This is a genomic window from Bacillus sp. Brlt_9, from assembly GCF_051948935.1.
GTDB lineage: Bacteria > Bacillota > Bacilli > Bacillales > Bacillaceae_G > Bacillus_A.
The window spans coordinates 710703-730421 of sequence record NZ_JAYJLO010000002.1 but is presented as its reverse complement, the minus strand read 5'-3'; the positions used below and the strand labels follow the sequence as shown (position 1 = coordinate 730421).

Below are 19719 nucleotides of genomic sequence, written 5' to 3'. Positions count from 1 at the left end.
AAACGTGAACTCAATTATTCGGATTTCCTTCTCTCCATTTTTTCGCTTTTTCATCAACATTACGTACAAACTCAGTTTTCCCTTCCGAATATAACGTACCATCATATGTATACTTTTCAGCTAATTCTTTCTTTAAGGTTGCATATGCCTCAGCTTCCTCACAATGAGCCATCATATAATCACGAAATGCTAAATGCCTTACTATTTCAGGATTTCCTCTTTCAAACACGTGTAAGTGATACGAGCGTTTTTCCTCAGTTCCATGAATAAAATAACGACGTCTTGAAATACCGTTTTCCCCTTTTGCGATATAACCAAGCTCTATAAAACGTTCATTCCACCTATCTACTCTATCGATACTCTCTACTTCCATAATCATATCTATAATTGGTTTCGCTGCCAGTCCTGGCACTGACGTACTTCCAATATGATGTACTTTCACATTTTCTGGCATCGCCGCTTTTAATCTTTCGGCCTCCATTTGAAATTTTTCGTTCCAATGATTTTCATGCGGAACAACTACAATTTTCCTCATGTAAACTCCCCTTTTCTTACAAGCTCGTCAAAAAAATGATCAGTGCTATTCACTGATCATTTTTTGTATTATTTAAAGTCTTTCCAAGTAAGGCTACTTTCACTTAACAGTTCTTCAAATGATTTATTCTTTTCACGTTCTTTTTGTTCTTGGCGCTTTCTTTCCAGTTCAGCTGCCTCTTTTTCTTCTTCTCTCACTTGCAATTCTTTCTTCTTATTCTTTAATTGCTGCATGAGTGAATCATTTAATTGATCACCTAATGTAAGCGACTCTTTCTCTTGTTTATTCACTTGCGATTGTCTTTGCATTTGTCTTTGTTTCTTTTTCTTCATACTACTCACCTTTTACTTTTTCCTCCATTATAGTAGATACACAATGAACTCGACAATAAAAAAGGTTCTTTACTCTATTATTCACCTTTTGTAAATATGTTAATTTTTCGAAAAAACTAATTTTTTATATAGATATAATCCTATGAATCTATTAAAATTATGTCGTATGATGTCAGATTATAAAAAAAGGAGAAATCAATTATGTGGAAAAAAATCATTCCTGCTGTTGCCGTTTTAAGCACCATTACTTTTTCAACCGTATTTGCCGCTCCCCCATCCCAGACTCCAGCTGAACAAAACCGCTACATAGACGTACAAATGCTTGGTATTAATGATTTCCATGGACAACTAGATACTGTTAAAAAAATTAATAACAAAGAAGCTGGTGGCGCTGATTACTTAGCTACTTATTTAAAAGAACGTAAACAGCAAAACCCGAATACACTTCTCGTACATGCTGGCGATATTGTCGGAGCTAGTCCACCAGTTTCAGCGTTGTTACAAGACGAACCTACGATTGAATTTTTAAATGACTTAAAATTTGATGTTGGTACAATCGGAAATCACGAGTTTGATGAAGGTATTGATGAAATGAAACGTCTCATTTACGGTGGATTTCATGAGAAAACAGGCAATTTCAAAGGCGCAAACTTCCCTTATGTCGCTGCAAACTTCTATAACAAATCAACTGGCCGCTTATTTTTACCACCATTTACTGTAAAAATGGTAGATGGTGTTCCTGTAGGATTCATTGGCGTTGTTACAACTGATACACCAAATGTCGTGATGCCTACTATGCTTAAAAATGTACAGATCACTGACGAGGTAGAAGCAATTAATAAATCAACGCAACAATTAAAGCGTCTTGGTGTTAAATCCATCGTCGTCCTTGCCCATGTCGGCGGAACAACTGATGAGTCTGGCGTGACAAATGGCGACCTTACTCGAATTGCAAATGAAACAGATCCGGAAGTTGACGTTATTTTCGGTGGACATAGTCACACATATGTAAATGGTACTGTAAATAATAAACTAATCGTCCAAGCGAACTCTTACGGAACAGCTTTCTCAGACGTAGATGTAACAATTGACCGTAAAACAAAAGATATTGTAAAGAAAAAGGCTGAAGTCATTACAACATATCATGAAGGTGTGGAACCTGATAAACAAGTAAAACAAAAAATAGAACAATATAAAGAAAAAATCGCACCACTTGTAAATGAAGTGGTAGGTAAATCCACAGCAGCTATTGACCGTAAACAAAATGATGCTGGTGAATCTACTCTTGGGAATGTAATTGCTGATGCACAGCGTCAAACGATGCAAGCTCAAATCGCACTTATGAACCCTGGTGGCATTCGAAATGACTTAGATGCTGGCGATATTACATGGGGCGAATTATACGGCATTCAACCTTTCGGAAACCAATTAATTAAAGTAAATTTAACAGGCCAAGATATTCGAGACATTTTAAATCAACAGTGGCAAAAAGGTACGACGCGCATGCTTCAAATTTCAGGTATTCAATATACGTGGGATGCCAATAAGCCAAACGGTGAAAAAGTTACAAATATACGTTTAACAAACGGAGAAGAATTATCTCCATCTAAAACGTATAGCGTAGTTGCAAATGCCTTCTTAGCTTCTGGCGGTGACGGATTCGTATCATTTAAAAATGGGAAAAATGCAGAAACTGGTCCAAACGACTTTGAAGCGCTAGTCGATTACGTAAAACATTTAAAGGAACCAATTCAGCCCGTTATTGATGGAAGAATTCAAAAGGTAAATTAAGTAGTTCCCTAGTATGCCATCCAGCTTTTTATTATAAAGGATACTCGTTCTTACAATGAACATAGTATCCTTTTCTTTAGTTATTAAAAGTCATATTGTTGTAAAAATTGTTGTAGCGCCTCTTCTACAAGTTTAGATTTTTGAATTCCTTTCGATTCTGATAAAACGTCTAGTTTTGCTAATATTTCTTGATTAATAGAAAAGGTACGTTTCTTCTTCTCTGTACTTATACTCATAATGGGCGCAATTACTTCTTCTCTCTTTCTTAACAACTCATAAATACTTTGTAATTGCTCATAAATTAATAATTGATAATCTATTGTCGCATATTGAAGGGCTGTCGCTTCTTGGAGTTGTAAGTGACGTGGTTCTTCTCCATCTCCTACAAATATACGTTTCTTCTGTTCTCCATCATATTCGTATCCAATTACTCTTAGTTTCTTCGATAATGTATACGGGCTTATTTCAAGACGTTTTGCTATAATAGCGATGGATTCACGTCTGTTTAAACAATCTATAATTTCTCCAATCGTCACAATTTCCCTCCTCCCGTGTTGAAATGACACTAGTATGGTATGTTACAATGATTTTCTAACAGTATATGCAAAACGAATAGCCTGTGCGATTCATACGATTTCAGAAAAGGAGGTTTTCAATATGCTTTTTCGTAGCTATACCCCACAGTTTTATAATGAAAATAAACAAATCATTCCTAATAGTATTGCTACGATGGAAAGCGTTATAATTAATGATCGAAAACAAACTCTCCTTATGCGCGGGCAAAACGTAGAACAGCCTATTTTATTATGCTGTCATGGCGGACCGGGAATGGCACAAATTGGATTTATTCGACATTTTCAAAAAGAATTGGAGAAACACTTCATTGTAATTAATTGGGATCAGCGCGGGGCTGGTAAATCCTTTTCACTGAAAGATTTCGGAGCAAATTTTACAATCGAACAATTCGTGTCCGATACAAAAGAAGTGATTCAATATGTACTTAAAAAGTTCAATAAACAGAAACTATTTCTGGCTGGTCATTCTTGGGGAAGCATTATTGGGCTTAACATAGCACATCAATATCCACAGTATATCGAGGCTTACATCGGTATTGGACAGATTGTACATATGAAACAAAACGAAGAATTGCTATATCAGCATTTAATTCGTTCTGCCAAAAAACATGATCATAAAAAGGCATTAGCTTCTCTTTTAAAATTAGGAAAACCACCATTTTTAGATACGAGACGTCTCATTATTCAAAGAAAGTGGCTTGGTACATTCGGAGGAGCAATCCAAAATGGATCTTCCTTTTCTTTCATACGAAAAGGCTTCTTTTCTCCCGAATATACGCTATTAGATTGGTTCAAGTTTCTCGCAGGAAATTTTAAATCTGGCGGTTTATGGGAAGAAATGCTAACAATCGATTTCTTTTCTTCTATTTCAAGTTTATCTATCCCGGTTTATTTTTGTTCTGGTCGCTATGATTATCAAACTCCTTATGCACTCGTTCAGGAATATTGTGATGTGATAGAAGCGCCCATAAAAAAGATGATTTGGTTCCCAAATTCAGCACATTCTCCCGATTTAGAAGAACCCGAATTATTCACTCAATCTTTACAATCAATTAAACAAGAGCTAGCCTTTCAGCATTAGTAATAAAAGGCTCTTTTACATTTCATAGAAAACAATTTATAATAATATGTCGCAACTATGTATAAATATAGCAAGGCGCTTCATATTTACTTGCCTTAACACAATAAAATTTTAGGGAGATTACATTTATTATGAATGCTGTACTCGTCGCAGTAGCAGTTATGCTATTGCTTAGTTTGTTACGTGTCCAGGTCATTGTCGCCATCATTGTTGGAGCTTTAACAGGCGGAATTATCGGCGGACTCGGTATTTCAGAAACTATTAACACTTTTACAACCGGTCTTGGAAACAGTGCTCCAATCGCTTTAAGTTATGCAATGCTTGGCGGTTTCGCTATTTCCCTGTCCAAAACAGGACTTCCAGATGCCATGATTCAAACTGCATTAAAATGGATTGGCAATGAACAAGACACGAAAAAACAAGTTTATTCTAAAATACTTATTCTATTCATCATTTTAACGATGGCTTGTTTCTCACAAAATGTGATTCCTGTTCATATCGCTTTCATCCCCATCTTAATTCCAGCACTTTTAAAAGTATTAAATGAGCTGAAAGTGGATCGTAGACTTGTTACATGTATTATTACATTCGGATTGATTACTCCTTATATGTGGATTCCAGCAGGATTCGGAAAAATTTATCATGACGTATTGCAAACAAATGCTGCGCAAAGCGGTCTTACATTTGATGTCGCACTTATTCCAAAAGCAATGACTATTCCAGCAATCGGTATGATTATCGGATTATGTGTAGCGGTATTCATTACGTACCGGAAACCTCGTACGTATGAAACAGAACAAATTCATACTACCGCAAATGAGATCGTTCCCTATACAAAACGCAGCATTACTTTCGGATTATTATCTATCATCGCTACATTAACTGTTCAATTAGCAACAGAATCAATGATTTTCGGTGCTTTAGCGGGGATTATCGTCTTATCAGTAAGTGGTAGTCTACCTCTCAAAGAAGCAGATGCGATATTAACAAGCGGAATGCGCATGATGTCCTTTATCGGTTTTGTTATGATCGCAGCCGCTGGATTTGGCGCTGTCCTTCGAAAAACAGGACATGTTGAATCTCTTGTACAAACAAGTGCACATATAATTGGAAATAATAAACCGCTCGCTGCATTCCTTATGCTTGTGATTGGACTTCTCGTTACGATGGGAATTGGTTCATCCTTTTCAACCATCCCTATTTTAACAACAATTTTTGTCCCTCTTTGCATGCAGCTTGGATTTAGTCCAATGGCCACGATTGCAATTATCGGTACAGCCGGAGCGCTAGGCGATGCAGGATCTCCAGCTTCAGATAGTACACTTGGACCAACATCCGGTTTAAATGCTGATGGTCAACATCATCATATATGGGATACATGTGTACCAACTTTTCTGCATTATAATATACCGTTACTTATATTCGGCTTTATTGCCGCTATTACATTATAAAAGGTGCGTTTTATACGCACCTTTTACTTTTTTATTTTCCGTTTTAATTGTTGCAACGCTATTTTCCCGTTTTCTTCGACACAACTTTCAATTTGCAGGAATGACGGACCTATCCACTCACTATCTATACTCCCGTTCAGCCCAATAATTTGCAATTTATCCGGTATAGATATATTTAAATTTTTCGCTGCTCGAATTAACTCAAAAGTAATCTTATCACTTGAAGTTACAATTCCATCTATATACGGATAAGTTTGCAATAATGTAATAAACTGTTTATTCGTATACCCTTGTACACATACTTCTCGATAAGATATTCCTTCCTCCCAAACAGCGTCTAGAAATCCTGATACGTGCTCTTCCATTTCTTCGCTATCTTCTCCCTCACCGAAATAAGCAAGAAAGTGACAGCCTTTTTCCTTTAATAAAGAAACCGCTCTTTGTCCACTTTCATAATAATTTGCATCGGATTTTTTTTCATCAATCGCAACAAACGGAAGTGGCATTTCTCCTATACTTTTAAAAACGGATCTTGTCAAAATAACACCTGCAACGTTATTTTCCTTCAACATATGTATGTATCTATCTTTATTCTCTATATTACAAATAATGGTTTGATATCCTTCTTTATATGCTATTTCCTCAATACAATGTAGCAAAGTGATGTTTGATGGTTCATATAAATTATCTACAAGTAATGCAATTATCGTTGAATTCTCTTTAAATAATGGCTTTGCTGTACTATTTGGCCTATAACGTAATTCCTCAATTGCTTCCTTTACTTGTTTTACTGTGTCCTCATGAACGTATCCTTTTTCATTAATAACTCGTGAAACGGTTGCGACTGAAACACCTGCCAATTTTGCAACATCACGTATAGTTGCCACATCGTCACCCCTTAATATGGTAATAGATTACAATTTTACGGTAACCTAAATTACAATATTCGTCAAGGTTAATGACTTATATTTCTGAAAATTGTTACATCATTACACTAAACTATATTCTAATTGAATTTCATGTAAAATCGGGATATTATCATATCCAATACGCGGAATTTCTTTCTTTATTTTTCGTGCCTCTTCCACAGCATTCACATATAAATTTGTCATCAAAAAATTACGTTTTTGGTAAAAACGCAACGCATTCATATTATCATTCGTTGTAATAAGCCAAACCCGAACGCACCGCTCTTCTTCTGCCATTTTTAATACACAATCTACAAGTTTTGTCCCTATTCCTTTTCTTTCTTCAAAGCTATCTAACGATACAATTTCGCACGTATTTCCGATCACTTCATACGTTATAATTCCGATTATTCTGTCATCAGAGAGCGCAACAAATCCGGGCAACTCTTCTAACTGATGCCCCTTACCACGTGAAACCATCAATGAACTCCCCCAGTTCTCACACATGAACATTCGGATTGTTTCTTTCATCGATGGCGTAATTTTTTGTATATACACCATTTCCTATTTCTCCCCTTTTCTATCATTGTGATACAATGTAAGTGTATCACATGTAACGGTATTTGGAGGATGAGGTAAAGTATGAAACGTTTTTTTGCAGCATTGTTTACTATACTAGGTGCAATAACTGCCCTTGGGATTTTCTTTACAAATAAAGTGATGTACTTAAAGAAAAAAACAGAGGAAGAAGTACTCGAAAGAGAAACGAAAAAACATTTTCGTATAGAAGATTTTGATGCTCTTCATAAAGAAGAAATTCATATTCCTTCGCAATTCGGATATGATCTTCATGGATATTACATTCCTGCTGGCCATTCCAACAAATTTATGGTTTTCTGTCACGGTGTAACTGTAAATAAAATGAACTCTGTAAAATATGCAAGGTTATTTTTAAACAGAGGGTATAATGTCGTTATTTACGATCATCGTCGTCATGGTAAAACTGGCGGAAAAACAACAAGCTATGGATACTATGAAAAACATGATTTAAAATCCGTAGTTGACTGGCTAAAAAGTCGTTTTGGAACAAATATAACACTCGGTATTCATGGTGAATCTATGGGAGCTGCAACACTTCTTCAATACGCAGGACTTGTAGAAGATGGTGCTGATTTCTATATTGCAGATTGTCCTTTCTCTGATTTCTACGGGCAATTACAACACCGTTTAAAGGTTGAATTCCATTTACCTAAATGGCCTTTATTACCTTTAGCAAATGCTTTTTTGAAAGTGCGTGACGGTTATACGATTCGTGAAGTTTCACCAATCGATTGTATAAAAAACATTAACAATCCCGTCCTCTTTATTCATAGTAAAGATGATGATTATATTTTAGCTGATATGACGAAAGCACTATATGAAGCAAAAGAAAACAATAAACAACTTTATATTGCAGAACACGGCGCACACGCTTGCTCTTATAACGAAAATAAAGAAGAGTACGAAGCAGCCGTTGATCAATTTTTAAACTCATATGTAAAAGAAACAAAAAACAGGCTTGCATAAGCCTGTTTTTTTATTGCGCTAAAACGTCTGTAACTTGTTCCATATTTTCAGAAATCCATTGCATTGCATCATCTAACGTTGGAAATTCTGTCGTTTGAAATGTCACCTCATCTTGAAGTAACCAAACATCCTTTGACTCTTGTCCTACACCTGCAATGGACCAGTGTAACAAACTATATGGATGATTATCATTCAAAAATGATGCCCACGTGCGCTCATTTGCAATATTTCGTAATGTACGTAATTGTTTATCCATCTTTCTTCACCTTACTCTAGTCAGTTATAAAAAACATTATAACACTCTCTTCTCTCCCAAAGAAAGTGCTCATTTGATATTGTCAAGTACTTCTCTTGATTATATGATGAAATTAAGCGTTTGGGAAGGAGGGATAGCTTTGGCTAAAGTACAAATTAAAGTAAATGATAATGGCTCTTTTCGCGTTACAGGGGACGTGGAATTAGTTGATTCACAAGGGAATGTATTCCCAGCAAAACCGGCATTTTCTTTATGCCGTTGTGGTTTATCAAAAAATATGCCTTATTGCGATGCTTCGCATAAAGGTAAATTCGAATCTGTTGTTAGAGCACCAGAAGCAGAATAATTTCACATGTGACATGCACATTTTTTTGTGCATGTTTTTCTTTTTTACAACTCCGCTATACCCCTTCTCCTTACAACATTTCTCATACTTTTGTCTCCATGCCAGACCACCCATATTTTCACACAATTCTTCACATTCGAATATTTTTCACTAGCCTTTTTTCTTTTTTGTGCTATAATTTGAGCAAACAACATCCTTCGGGGTCGGGTGAAATTCCCAACCGGCGGTGATGAAGTGCAAACTTCTAAGTCCGTGACCCGTTTTCAACTCGAAAACGGTGGATCTAGTGAAACTCTAGGGCCGACAGTATAGTCTGGATGGGAGAAGGATATGTTTTCTAGTAATTTTATATAGCGAATACACTTTTATTTCAGTATGCATATTTTTATAGATTCAATTCAAATCTATATATGTGTTTTATTTTGTATACTTTTCTTTCTATACTGAAATAAAAAGAGACGACTAGCGCTTGAAAAATTTGATATTTTGCTAGGTTTTTTCCTTATGCCCAAATATCAATCATCGTTAGGTTTCTTTCCTGTACTTTCGTATTCGAACTATATTTCTAGAAATCACGTCTCCCAAACCTCAAGGATATTAAATCCTTGAGGTTTTTTGATTTTTTCAGGAGAGGTGAAGAGAATGACAGATCAAGAATATATGAGGATTGCCCTGCAGTTAGCAGAAGGAACTTCCGGACAAACAAGTCCAAATCCTATGGTTGGTGCTGTTGTTGTAAAAGACGGAAACATCGTCGGTATGGGAGCTCATTTACGTGCTGGTGAAGAACACGCAGAAGTTCATGCTCTTCATATAGCTGGTGAAAAAGCAAAAGGAGCTACCGTGTATGTAACACTTGAACCGTGTAGCCATTTTGGAAAGACACCACCTTGCTGCGAATTGCTCATCAAAAAAGAAGTTAAACGCGTTGTAATTGCTACTCTTGATTGTAATCCGCTCGTTTCTGGTAATGGAAAAAGGAGATTAGAAGAAGCTGGCATCGAAGTAACGACTGGTGTTCTTGAAGCGGAAGCAGTTTTATTAAATCGCTACTTTTTTCACTACATGAAAACGAAACGTCCATTTGTAACAATAAAAACAGCAATGAGCTTAGATGGAAAAACAGCGACTGTCACTGGTGACAGTCAGTGGATTACAGGAGAAGAAGCACGAGCTGATGTTCACCAATATCGCCATACACATGATGCAATTCTCGTTGGAGTGAATACAGTTATAGCTGATAATCCGCATTTAACAACAAGAATTCCTAATGGGGGTAAACATCCTATACGCGTTATTTTAGATACCCATTTACGAACGCCACCATCTTCTCATGTCATAACAGATGGTTTAGCACCGACATGGATTTTTGTCGGTAAGGATGTAAATAAAGAGAAAATAGCTTCTTATGAATCTGAAAATATAGTGATATTCCAAATGAAAACGCAGCAAATTGAAATTGAGGACCTCCTTTTCTTGCTTGGAGAGAAGCAAATTCTTTCTCTATTCGTTGAAGGAGGACAATCGATTCATGCAAGTTTCTTACAAACAAAGTATTTCAATGAAATTGTAACTTATATAAGTCTCAAATTAATTGGTGGGAAAGATGCCCCTACTTTATTTGGCGGAAATGGTTTCACAACATTACAAGATGCACTTTCCTTGGAAATTCAAGAGATGAAACAAATTGGCGATGATATAAAAATTGTTGCGAATGCCCGAAGTGAGGTGACGGAATGTTTACAGGAATTGTAGAAGAATTAGGAACGATTGCAAATATGCAACAAAGCGGGGAAGCAATGAAGTTAACGATCCATGCAAATAAAATTTTATCCGATGTTCACTTAGGTGATAGTATCTCGGTTAACGGTATTTGCTTAACTGTAACGAATTTCACAACAAATTCATTTACGGTGGATGCAATGCCTGAAACGATGCAATCAACATCACTTCGCATGCTTAAACCGCACTGTAAAGTAAATTTAGAACGTGCAATGGCTGCAAACGGCCGATTCGGTGGACATTTCGTTTCAGGACATATTGATGGCATCGGAACGATAGTAAGCAAAAAACAACACTATAATGCCGTCTATTACAAAATAGCTATTGCTGATGAATTATTACGCTATTGTTTGCATAAAGGATCCGTTTCTGTTGATGGAACGAGTTTAACAATATTTGATATAGACGAATCTTCCATTACAATCTCACTCATCCCGCACACAGTAAGTGAATCTGTTATCGGAGAAAAAAATGCCGGTGACATCGTAAATATTGAGTGTGACATGATTGGTAAATATATCGAACGCTTTATTTCTAAACCTGTAAAACGAACAGGTTCAATGACCGAAAGCTTTTTACAAGAAAACGGATTTTTATAAGGGGGAAGCATGATGTTTCATCGTATTGAAGAAGCTCTAGAAGATTTAAAACAAGGGAAAGTCGTAATCGTATGTGATGATGAAAACCGTGAAAATGAAGGCGATTTTATCGCTTTAGCAGAGTATATTACACCAGAAACGATTAACTTTATGATTACACATGGGCGCGGCCTCGTTTGTGTACCGATTACGGAAGGGTACGCAGAACGTCTACAGTTAGAACCAATGGTAGCTCATAATACAGATTCGCATCATACTGCATTTACAGTGAGCATTGATCATGTTTCTACAACAACAGGGATTAGCGCGCACGAACGTGCAACTACGATACAAGAATTGTTAAACCCTGCATCAAAAGGTGCTGATTTCAATCGTCCTGGACATATCTTTCCATTAATTGCGAAAGAAGGCGGTGTCCTACGCCGTGCTGGTCATACAGAAGCTGCTGTCGATTTAGCACAGCTTTGCGGAGCAGAACCAGCTGGAGTCATTTGCGAAATTATTAATGAGGACGGTACGATGGCACGCGTACCTGATTTAATACAGTGTGCAAAACAATTTGATATAAAAATGATCACAATAGAAGATTTAATTGCTTATCGCCGCCACAATGAAACATTAGTGACGCGAGAAGTGGAAATTACATTACCTACAGATTTCGGTACTTTCCATGCAATTGGCTATTCTAATTCATTAGATACAAAAGAACATATCGCACTCGTAAAAGGTGATATTTCAACAGGAGAGCCTGTACTTGTTCGCGTTCATTCAGAGTGCTTAACAGGAGATGTATTTGGCTCGTGCCGCTGCGATTGCGGACCACAACTCCATGCTGCACTTGCTCAAATTGAGCGTGAAGGAAAAGGCGTTCTTCTTTATATGAGACAAGAAGGACGAGGCATTGGGCTCCTGAATAAGCTTCGCGCTTATAAGTTACAAGAAGAAGGCTTCGATACTGTAGAAGCAAATGAAAAGCTTGGCTTCCCTGCTGATTTGCGGGATTACGGTATTGGCGCTCAAATATTAAAAGATTTAGGTTTACAACATTTACGATTGTTAACGAATAATCCAAGAAAAATTGCTGGCTTACAAGGTTACGATTTAGAAGTAATCGAGCGCGTACCGTTGCAAATGCCAGCAAAAGAAGAGAATAAAACGTATTTACAAACGAAAGTAAACAAATTAGGACATTTACTAAACTTATAATTAAAGGAGAGATTTATTATGGTATTCGAAGGTCATTTAGTTGGTACAGGATTAAAAGTTGGGGTTGTTGTTGGACGCTTTAATGAATTTATTACAAGTAAGTTACTTGGCGGCGCTTTAGACGGATTAAAGCGTCACGGTGTAGAAGAAACTGATATCGATGTTGCTTGGGTTCCTGGCGCATTTGAAATTCCTTTAATCGCTAAAAAGATGGCGAATAGCGGGAAATATGATGCTGTTATTACGTTAGGCACTGTAATTCGCGGTGCTACAACACATTACGATTACGTTTGTAATGAAGTAGCAAAAGGTGTTGCCTCTTTATCACTCCAAACAGACATCCCAGTTATTTTCGGTGTATTGACGACAGAAACGATTGAGCAAGCGATTGAACGCGCGGGCACGAAAGCTGGTAATAAAGGCTATGAATCTGCCGTTGCTGCGATTGAAATGGCTCACTTATCAAAACAATGGGCATAAAAAATAAAAAGAGGCTGCGGCCTCTTTTTTATTTCTTTACTTTTTTCCGTACATCTTTTATTAATTCATCCATTGTTTTTCCTTCTGTTTGTATACGAAGCGTTTGTGCTGTTCTCCATACATTCTCTCTTTTCTTCGCTTCTTCTATAATAGTAATTTCTTTTCGTACTTCCTTTAAATCTTTTCCTTCTGTTTTCAATCCAAAATGTTCAGCTTTCGTTCGAAAATGTTGTTCAATTCGCTGTTGCATCTCTTTTTGTTCAGGATTTTCGGCGGCCTTAACTGGATCAGCACTTATCGCTTTTAGTAAAATTAGACAAGTCATAATCGCTAATATATATTTGTGCATGTAAAATCCTCCAACCCAATATAAATTACATATTTACTATGTACAATTGGTGCTTGGAAAATTCGTCCACCAAAATTCTTTTTTTCGCTCAAAAGCCAATGGTATCAAGCTTTCGCAACTATTTATTACATTTTATTTACAAAAAAAGCAAACTCTTTTACAAGTTTGCTTTTTTCTATCTTATAGTGCACATTCCTCAATCTCAAATCCTAAATCTTCAATCATCCCCCAGTCTGCAGTTGGTTCTTGTCCTGCTGTCGTTAAGTAGTCTCCAACAAAAATAGAGTTTGCTGCAAATAAACCCATTGGCTGTACAGAACGTAAATTGATTTCACGCCCTCCTGAAATACGAATTTCTTTCGTTGGGTTTACAAAGCGCATCATCGCCAGCACTTTTAAACATTCTACTGGAGTTAACTCCTTTTGTCCTTCAAGCGGCGTACCCTTTACAGCAACAAGGAAATTACATGGAATTGAATCTGCATCTATACGTTGTAATTCGAATGCAATTTCTGCACGCTCTTCTATTGTTTCTCCCATTCCGAATATTGCCCCAGAGCATGGTGAAATACCCGCTTGTTTCGCTTTTTGAACTGTATCAACACGATCGTCATACGTATGAGTGGAGCAAATGCTTTCGTAATTATTCGCATGTGTATTTAGGTTGTGATTATAACGATGTACACCTGCTTCTGCTAAACGTCCTGCTTGATCTTCATTTAAGAAACCTAAACAACAACAAATCTTCAAATCTGTCGTTTCACGAATCTCCTTCACCGCTCCAATTACGTGATTCACCTCTTTATCCGTCGGACGACGTCCAGATGCCACAATACAATATGTACCCGCTTTACGGCGAATTGCTTCATGCGCTCCTTCTACAATCTTTTCCTGCGTTAGCCATGCATATTTATCAATTGGTGCTTCTGAAATAATAGACTGTGAACAATATCCGCAATCTTCAGGACATAAGCCAGATTTCGTATTAATAATCATATTTAATTTTACTTTCTTACCAAAGTGATGATGGCGAATGATGTAAGCAGCATTCATAATTTCTAAAACTTCTGTATCATCAGCTTCTAATATCGCTATTGCATCCTCTTTCGTAATCATTTTCTCTTCTACTACGTCATATGCAATTTTTTTCCAATCCCTTTTTGTTTGTACTTGTTTCATTTCATCTCTTCCCCTCTTTTGTTATATGCATAAATAAAGCGTGATACGTCGCCATTATCCCTTCATTTTCCGTGAAGTCTCTTTCGTATATGCGAAGCATCGCACGAAGGAGTGAGGGACTTTGACAATATGATTCTTCATTACTATTGGTTGCTCCTACTTTTCGAATAGAATGTAGAAACTCCCTAACTTCTGTAAATCTCTCTATGTAACATGTTTCAGAAACATGTACATCCCCTGCTGTTCCTATCTCACAAATATGACGCAATTGATTTTTCGAATAAAAACGTTGCCCAATCGATGTTTCATTTTGTATATTCTTTTCTTCTTTCGCCCGCTGGAACGAAGCATGCAATTCTTGAAATGTTTCCTGTCCAAACGTCGAAAAGAGTAATATCCCATCTATAGATAAATGATGAAATAAATTTCTTATCACTTGTTTTAAATCATTTAGCCATTGAAATGTGGCATTTGAAATAATGACATCATACGTTTCTTCTAGTCGTAATCGTTCGATATCCTCACAGTAAAACGTTACATCTTTCACATTTTGTCTAGTTTTCGCAACTGCAATCATACTGTCAGCAAAATCAATAGCTGTAATATGCGCTTTCGGAAATAAGTTTGATAATTGCTCTGTAACATATCCTGTCCCGCATCCAAGTTCTAAAATACGTATCGATGCATTTGCACTATATCGCCGATTCAATGTAGAAAGTAATGAATGTGCCATCTTTTTTTGTACATTTGCATATTGATCATAGGATACAGCTGCCATGTTAAACCGTTTTTGTAGTAACGTTTTGTTGATCATGTCGTATCCCCTCTACAAATTGAATTATCTCATTTACACAATATTCGAAATTCGTTACGCATAATGCGTGTCCAGCCTCATTTACTACCTTGAGCGTTGCAGTCTCATTTTCAGCCATACTACGCGCTGCAGACAATGGACATATTACATCCTGCTCTCCGTGAATAAGTAGTATAGGTACTTTAACTTCTTTCAGTTCTTCTCTCATATCTGTTCCTATTAAATAATCTAAACCTAATTGTAAAGACTGAATACAATCACCTTTAAAGTGTTTTATTATATCTTCAAACCTTTTATTCTCTTTCAACTCATCTTTCGTAAACATATTTTCATAAAAACGCTTGAGCGTATCTTCTTTCTTTCTCGCTACATTCTTTTTCAGCCGTTCTACATGCAAAACATTCCATCCACTCGTATAGTCGCTCGTATTTGTAAATTTGGCAGTACCACCAATTAATACGATACCCTTTGCCTTAATCTTTTTATAAGCTTGAACTGCCGCTAACGCCCCTAGTGACCAACCAACTAGAATTACATTTTCATCCTTTGCTACCTCTATGATTCGCCCCGCGAATTCACTTTTTTCTTTCACATTACGCCAATTGATACATCGGAAAGAATATCCTTTAAAATACGGCAGAACTAAAGTCCAAACACTTTCTTCCATTCCCCACCCAGGAATAAAAATAATCTTTAGCTCTTTCATACTAAAAACCCCTCTTCTTTACCAATGCGTATAATATGCTGAATAGCCCAGTTCAAATCAGCTATTGTATGTTGGGACGTAACTGCAAAACGGATCCTTGAACTATTAACTGGAACCGTTGGTGGACGAATTGCAATTGCTGCAATACCTACCTCTTGCAATCTTTTACTAAACCGTAAAGCTGTTTCATTTGAACCGACTACAATCGGTACAATATGAGTTGAGCTATTCCCAATATCAAAACCAACTTCTCGTAAATGGTTTCTGAAATATGCCCCATTCTCTACAAGTCTCTCTCTTCTTTCATTATCTTCTTTCACAATTTCAATTGCTTTTTGCACTGCTCCCAATGTTCCTGGCGGTAATGCAGTAGTAAAAATAAAGCTTCTCATCATATTTTGTAAATACTCTATATAAATTGCATCGCCTGTCAAATACGCACCATAACACCCTAAAGCCTTGCTAAACGTCCCCATATGTATATCAATTTTTTGAGCAATATCTTTTTCTATATGGGAAAATCCTGCTCCATCCATTCCATATATTCCACTCGCATGTGCTTCATCAACTATAATGATTGCCCCGTATTTCTCTTTCATTTGCACTAGTTCTCTTAAATGTGCAGTATCACCATCCATACTAAAAACAGTATCCGTTACGATTAATTTCTTCTTTTTAGGCGGCGCTACTTGCAACAGCTTCTCTAAATGATCTAAATCATTATGACGATATCTTTTATGCTCTGCCCCGCTTAATATAATTCCATCAACGATGCTTGCATGATTTAATTTGTCACTAAACACAATATCGTGACGACTGGCTAATGAAGAAATCACTCCAACATTTGCGGTATATCCACTATTTACAACTAAGGCTTTTTCCGTGCCTTTCCAATCGCATATACTTCTCTCAGCCTCTTCATACATTGAGTAATTTCCTACAACGAGCCTTGATGCTGTCGCCCCAGTTCCATATTTTCTTGTGCATGCAATAGCAGCTTCTTTTAACCTTTCATCTCCAGCTAACCCTAAATAATTATTTGATGCTAAATTTAGCATCCTTTTCTCATCTCGAACAAGCCATGTCTCTTCTGCTTGTTCTGTTACATGTAAATTACGATACTGCCCTTGCTTATTTAATTGTTGCAATTTAGATTGAAGATGTGTGCGCCACGTTTGATTCATTTCGGATAAGCTCCTCTAATTTTGAAATCATTATATATTCTTTAGCAGATTCCAAGACTTCTTCTTTTGTAAACTCACCTTCAAAGAATGGTAATAAACCTAAAACTGGTACCCCACTTAACTCTTCAATCATTTCTTTATTTTCTTGTACTCTTTCCATTTCGCATTCTTTGCAGCCAGATAAAATGACACCTGCTACTGTTAAACCATTTGCCTTTGCATAAGCAACCGTTAAAACGGTATGATTTACTGTTCCTAATGTAGGACGTGCTACTACAATAAGAGGAAGCTGTAATTCTTTTGCGAAATCAATTACTAACGCGTCCTCTGTATACGGAACAGCTAATCCACCTGCTCCTTCTACAAGCAGACTATTAAACTCTGTCAATCGTTCATTATAATGATGAATAATGTCTTTTAACGTTACTGTCCTTCCAGCTCTTTTCATGGCAAGTCTCGGAGCAAGCGGCTCTTCAATAGAATACGGGCAAATTTCATCTTCTTTTGTCGGTACACCTGATAATGCCTTTAACCTTGCTGCATCTCCCTCTGGATTCAATGCAACATGTCCACTTTGCAACGGTTTATATACCCCGATGTTATATCCCAATTCTCTAAATACACCTGCTAATGCACCGGCAACGACAGTTTTCCCCACTTCAGTATCCGTTGCTGTTATAAAAAAACCGCTCATTATTCTCCCTCCGTAACATCCGAGATTGCTTTATACAAAATACGCAACATATCATCAATCTCATCGATTGTAGAAGCAAGAGGCGGCATAAATACAATCGTATTACCGAGCGGTCTTATAATCATGCCCAGCTCTCTTGAGCGTTTACATACTTGAACACCGACTCTCTCTGTCCATTCAAACGCTTCTTTCGTTTCCTTATTCTTCACAAGTTCAATTCCAACCATTAATCCGCACTGACGAATATCCCCTACATGTTTATATGCAAAGAGCGATTCTAATTCCGTCGCCACATACTCTGTCTTACGTGCCACTTCTTCTATTAAATTTGTTTTCTCGTATAGTTCTAGATTCGCAATTGCTACCGCACATCCTAACGGATTCCCTGTATAACTATGACCGTGGAAAAACGTTTTTTGTTCTTCATAGCCTCCTAAAAAGGCATTATAAATTTCATCTGTCGTTACAGTGATTGCAACTGGTAAATATCCGCCCGTTAAACCTTTTCCGGCTGTTAAAATGTCCGGCGTTACATTTTCATGTTCACATGCAAACATTTTCCCGGTACGCCCAAATCCAGTTGCTACCTCATCTGTAATAAATAAAACGTTATATTTTTTACATAAATTACGTAGCCCTTTTAAGTATCCTTTTGGCATTGTAATCATACCGCCAGCACCTTGCATTAAAGGCTCTACAATAATCGCCGCAATTTCTTCATGTTTGTCTTTCAGCAACTCTTCCATTTCTTCTAAATGTTTTTTTACAATTTCCTCCTTATTATTTCCATAAGGAGAACGATATGTATATGGATAAGGCATTTTAATGGCTTCAAATAAAAGTGAACTATACACTTGGTGAAACAAGTCTATTGCTCCTACTGAAACAGCTCCAATTGTATCACCGTGATACGCTTCTTTTAATGTAACAAATCTTTGTTTCCTCGTTTTTCCTTTATGCTGCCAATATTGAAAGGCCATCTTAATTGCAATTTCAACGGCGCTAGAACCAGAGTCTGAATAAAATACTTTCTTCAAACCTTCTGGTACAACTTCAATTATTTTTTCTGCTAATAAAATTGATGGAACGTTAGCAAGTCCTAACATAGTAGAATGGGCAATTTTATTTAATTGCTCACGAATTGCTTCATCTAATTCTGGTACTTGATGTCCGTGAACATTTAACCATATAGATGAAACACCGTCCCAATATTCATTTCCATTTACATCGTATAGCTTTCTTCCCTCTCCACGTTCAATAATGACAGGATCTTCTTCTAAATAATCCTTCATTTGTGTAAATGGGTGCCATACATAGGCTTTGTTTTTCTCCGATAATTCTTCATATGTATAAGATGGTTTGTCAGTCGTACTCTTACTAAAAGTCACAATTGTCACCCCTAATGTTAACTTATTTATAAATATAGTTAACATTAAATCCGAATGACTGTCAATTATTTTTAAATCAAGTAGTTCTTAAAAAAGAACAACTTATCATACGATAAGTTGCTCTACTTTCCATGTTGTATCTTTCCAATTTCTAAAATAATCTCTTCATCTTTTTTTCCTTCTGTATCAATTCCAAGTTGTTTTGCATGTTCAATCAATAAATCATGGCGCTTCTCAAATCTCGCGGTATTTACTTCTTTCGTAACCTCTTCTTTTGTTTTTCCTTCCGTAGAAACCCCTAGTTTCTCAGCTGCTTTTTCCATCGACTTCTTCTCTTCAGTTTCTTTCGCTTTCTTCACTTCTGAATGCTGCATTTGCTTTTGCTTCGCCTGCTCTGATTCAGCTGCAAAAGCCGTGTAAATTCCAGCACTTCCCCCAATGACTAGTAAGGTGGTAAAAAGAATTATTTTTTTCTTCACTCTTTCCTCCCCTTTCAA

At 36.7% G+C, this 19719-nt stretch carries 23 protein-coding genes and 1 riboswitch; of the genes, 9 read left to right on the top strand and 14 right to left on the bottom strand.

Annotated features, from left to right (window positions below):
- Positions 1-10: 10 nt before the first annotated feature.
- Both VF726_RS10095 and VF726_RS10090 read right to left on the bottom strand, forming a co-directional pair.
- Complete coding sequence (locus tag VF726_RS10095; protein WP_440167773.1) at positions 11-535, bottom strand: GrpB family protein; 525 nt, start codon at positions 533-535, stop codon at positions 11-13.
- Between the two features lie 68 nt (positions 536-603).
- Positions 604-867, bottom strand: coding sequence for a YqkE family protein (locus VF726_RS10090; RefSeq protein ID WP_142286696.1), 264 nt, complete (start codon positions 865-867; stop codon positions 604-606).
- 201 nt (positions 868-1068) lie between these two features.
- Here VF726_RS10090 and VF726_RS10085 point away from each other — a divergent pair, with 201 nt between their 5' ends.
- Positions 1069-2658, top strand: coding sequence for a bifunctional metallophosphatase/5'-nucleotidase (locus VF726_RS10085; RefSeq protein ID WP_440167771.1), 1590 nt, complete (start codon positions 1069-1071; stop codon positions 2656-2658).
- Between the two features lie 83 nt (positions 2659-2741).
- On the opposite strand, the gene VF726_RS10080 is transcribed toward VF726_RS10085, so the two are convergent.
- On the bottom strand, positions 2742-3194 hold the full coding sequence (locus tag VF726_RS10080) for a ribbon-helix-helix domain-containing protein (RefSeq protein WP_440167769.1): 453 nt from the start codon (positions 3192-3194) through the stop codon (positions 2742-2744).
- Between the two features lie 121 nt (positions 3195-3315).
- On the opposite strand from VF726_RS10080, the gene VF726_RS10075 reads away from it, so the two are divergent.
- Positions 3316-4314, top strand: coding sequence for an alpha/beta fold hydrolase (locus VF726_RS10075; RefSeq protein WP_440167767.1), 999 nt, complete (start codon positions 3316-3318; stop codon positions 4312-4314).
- A 131-nt stretch (positions 4315-4445) separates the two neighbouring features.
- Entirely contained in the window at positions 4446-5765 is a 1320-nt protein-coding gene (locus VF726_RS10070) for a Na+/H+ antiporter family protein (RefSeq protein ID WP_000994827.1), read from the top strand.
- Positions 5766-5788: 23 nt separating this feature from the next.
- Here VF726_RS10070 and VF726_RS10065 read toward each other — a convergent pair whose 3' ends face one another.
- Both VF726_RS10065 and VF726_RS10060 read right to left on the bottom strand, forming a co-directional pair.
- Entirely contained in the window at positions 5789-6652 is an 864-nt protein-coding gene (locus VF726_RS10065; protein WP_440167765.1) for a LacI family DNA-binding transcriptional regulator, read from the bottom strand.
- 102 nt (positions 6653-6754) lie between these two features.
- A complete protein-coding gene (locus VF726_RS10060; RefSeq protein WP_440167763.1) occupies positions 6755-7234 on the bottom strand; it encodes a GNAT family N-acetyltransferase in 480 nt (159 codons plus the stop codon).
- An 81-nt stretch (positions 7235-7315) separates the two neighbouring features.
- On the opposite strand from VF726_RS10060, the gene VF726_RS10055 reads away from it, so the two are divergent.
- Positions 7316-8239, top strand: a complete 924-nt coding sequence (locus VF726_RS10055; protein ID WP_029439839.1) for an alpha/beta hydrolase — start codon at positions 7316-7318, stop codon at positions 8237-8239.
- A 10-nt stretch (positions 8240-8249) separates the two neighbouring features.
- Here the strand turns inward: VF726_RS10055 and VF726_RS10050 are convergent, their stop codons facing one another.
- Positions 8250-8495 (bottom strand): DUF2552 family protein, encoded by a 246-nt coding sequence (locus VF726_RS10050; protein ID WP_000360810.1) that lies wholly within the window; start codon positions 8493-8495, stop codon positions 8250-8252.
- Between the two features lie 139 nt (positions 8496-8634).
- Here VF726_RS10050 and VF726_RS10045 point away from each other — a divergent pair, with 139 nt between their 5' ends.
- The 5 genes from VF726_RS10045 to ribH all read left to right on the top strand — a co-directional run bounded on the left by VF726_RS10045 (position 8635) and on the right by ribH (position 12908).
- Positions 8635-8841, top strand: a complete 207-nt coding sequence (locus VF726_RS10045) for a CDGSH iron-sulfur domain-containing protein (RefSeq protein ID WP_001151582.1) — start codon at positions 8635-8637, stop codon at positions 8839-8841.
- Positions 8842-9030: 189 nt separating this feature from the next.
- Positions 9031-9174: riboswitch (FMN riboswitch) on the top strand.
- Positions 9175-9483: 309 nt separating this feature from the next.
- The gene (ribD, locus tag VF726_RS10040; RefSeq protein ID WP_440167760.1) at positions 9484-10596 is read left to right on the top strand and encodes a bifunctional diaminohydroxyphosphoribosylaminopyrimidine deaminase/5-amino-6-(5-phosphoribosylamino)uracil reductase RibD; all 1113 of its coding nucleotides are present in this window, start codon (positions 9484-9486) and stop codon (positions 10594-10596) included.
- On the top strand, positions 10578-11222 hold the full coding sequence (gene ribE / locus VF726_RS10035) for a riboflavin synthase (RefSeq protein WP_440167758.1): 645 nt from the start codon (positions 10578-10580) through the stop codon (positions 11220-11222). Before ribD ends, ribE begins: the two co-directional genes overlap by 19 nt.
- A gap of 12 nt (positions 11223-11234) precedes the next feature.
- Positions 11235-12428, top strand: coding sequence for a bifunctional 3,4-dihydroxy-2-butanone 4-phosphate synthase/GTP cyclohydrolase II (gene ribBA, locus VF726_RS10030; protein ID WP_440167756.1), 1194 nt, complete (start codon positions 11235-11237; stop codon positions 12426-12428).
- 18 nt (positions 12429-12446) lie between these two features.
- Positions 12447-12908, top strand: coding sequence for a 6,7-dimethyl-8-ribityllumazine synthase (gene ribH, locus VF726_RS10025; protein ID WP_000230900.1), 462 nt, complete (start codon positions 12447-12449; stop codon positions 12906-12908).
- Positions 12909-12936: 28 nt separating this feature from the next.
- On the opposite strand, the gene VF726_RS10020 is transcribed toward ribH, so the two are convergent.
- The 8 genes from VF726_RS10020 to VF726_RS09985 all read right to left on the bottom strand — a co-directional run bounded on the left by VF726_RS10020 (position 12937) and on the right by VF726_RS09985 (position 19701).
- Entirely contained in the window at positions 12937-13257 is a 321-nt protein-coding gene (locus tag VF726_RS10020; RefSeq protein ID WP_000549778.1) for a hypothetical protein, read from the bottom strand.
- A 180-nt stretch (positions 13258-13437) separates the two neighbouring features.
- Positions 13438-14436 (bottom strand): biotin synthase, encoded by a 999-nt coding sequence (gene bioB, locus VF726_RS10015; protein WP_440167753.1) that lies wholly within the window; start codon positions 14434-14436, stop codon positions 13438-13440.
- A gap of 1 nt (position 14437) precedes the next feature.
- Positions 14438-15250 (bottom strand): malonyl-ACP O-methyltransferase BioC, encoded by an 813-nt coding sequence (bioC, locus tag VF726_RS10010; RefSeq protein ID WP_440167751.1) that lies wholly within the window; start codon positions 15248-15250, stop codon positions 14438-14440.
- The gene (locus VF726_RS10005) at positions 15216-15956 is read right to left on the bottom strand and encodes an alpha/beta fold hydrolase (RefSeq protein WP_440167749.1); all 741 of its coding nucleotides are present in this window, start codon (positions 15954-15956) and stop codon (positions 15216-15218) included. The genes bioC and VF726_RS10005 overlap by 35 nt, the downstream gene beginning before the upstream one ends.
- Positions 15953-17140: an 8-amino-7-oxononanoate synthase gene (gene bioF, locus VF726_RS10000; protein ID WP_440167748.1), complete on the bottom strand. Its 1188-nt coding sequence runs from the start codon at positions 17138-17140 to the stop codon at positions 15953-15955. The genes VF726_RS10005 and bioF overlap by 4 nt, the downstream gene beginning before the upstream one ends.
- Complete coding sequence (bioD, locus tag VF726_RS09995; protein ID WP_440167746.1) at positions 17106-17834, bottom strand: ATP-dependent dethiobiotin synthetase BioD; 729 nt, start codon at positions 17832-17834, stop codon at positions 17106-17108. Before bioD ends, bioF begins: the two co-directional genes overlap by 35 nt.
- Positions 17834-19267 (bottom strand): adenosylmethionine--8-amino-7-oxononanoate transaminase, encoded by a 1434-nt coding sequence (gene bioA, locus VF726_RS09990; RefSeq protein ID WP_440167744.1) that lies wholly within the window; start codon positions 19265-19267, stop codon positions 17834-17836. Before bioA ends, bioD begins: the two co-directional genes overlap by 1 nt.
- 77 nt (positions 19268-19344) lie before the next feature.
- The gene (locus tag VF726_RS09985; RefSeq protein WP_440167742.1) at positions 19345-19701 is read right to left on the bottom strand and encodes a hypothetical protein; all 357 of its coding nucleotides are present in this window, start codon (positions 19699-19701) and stop codon (positions 19345-19347) included.
- Between the last annotated feature and the right edge of the window lie 18 nt (positions 19702-19719).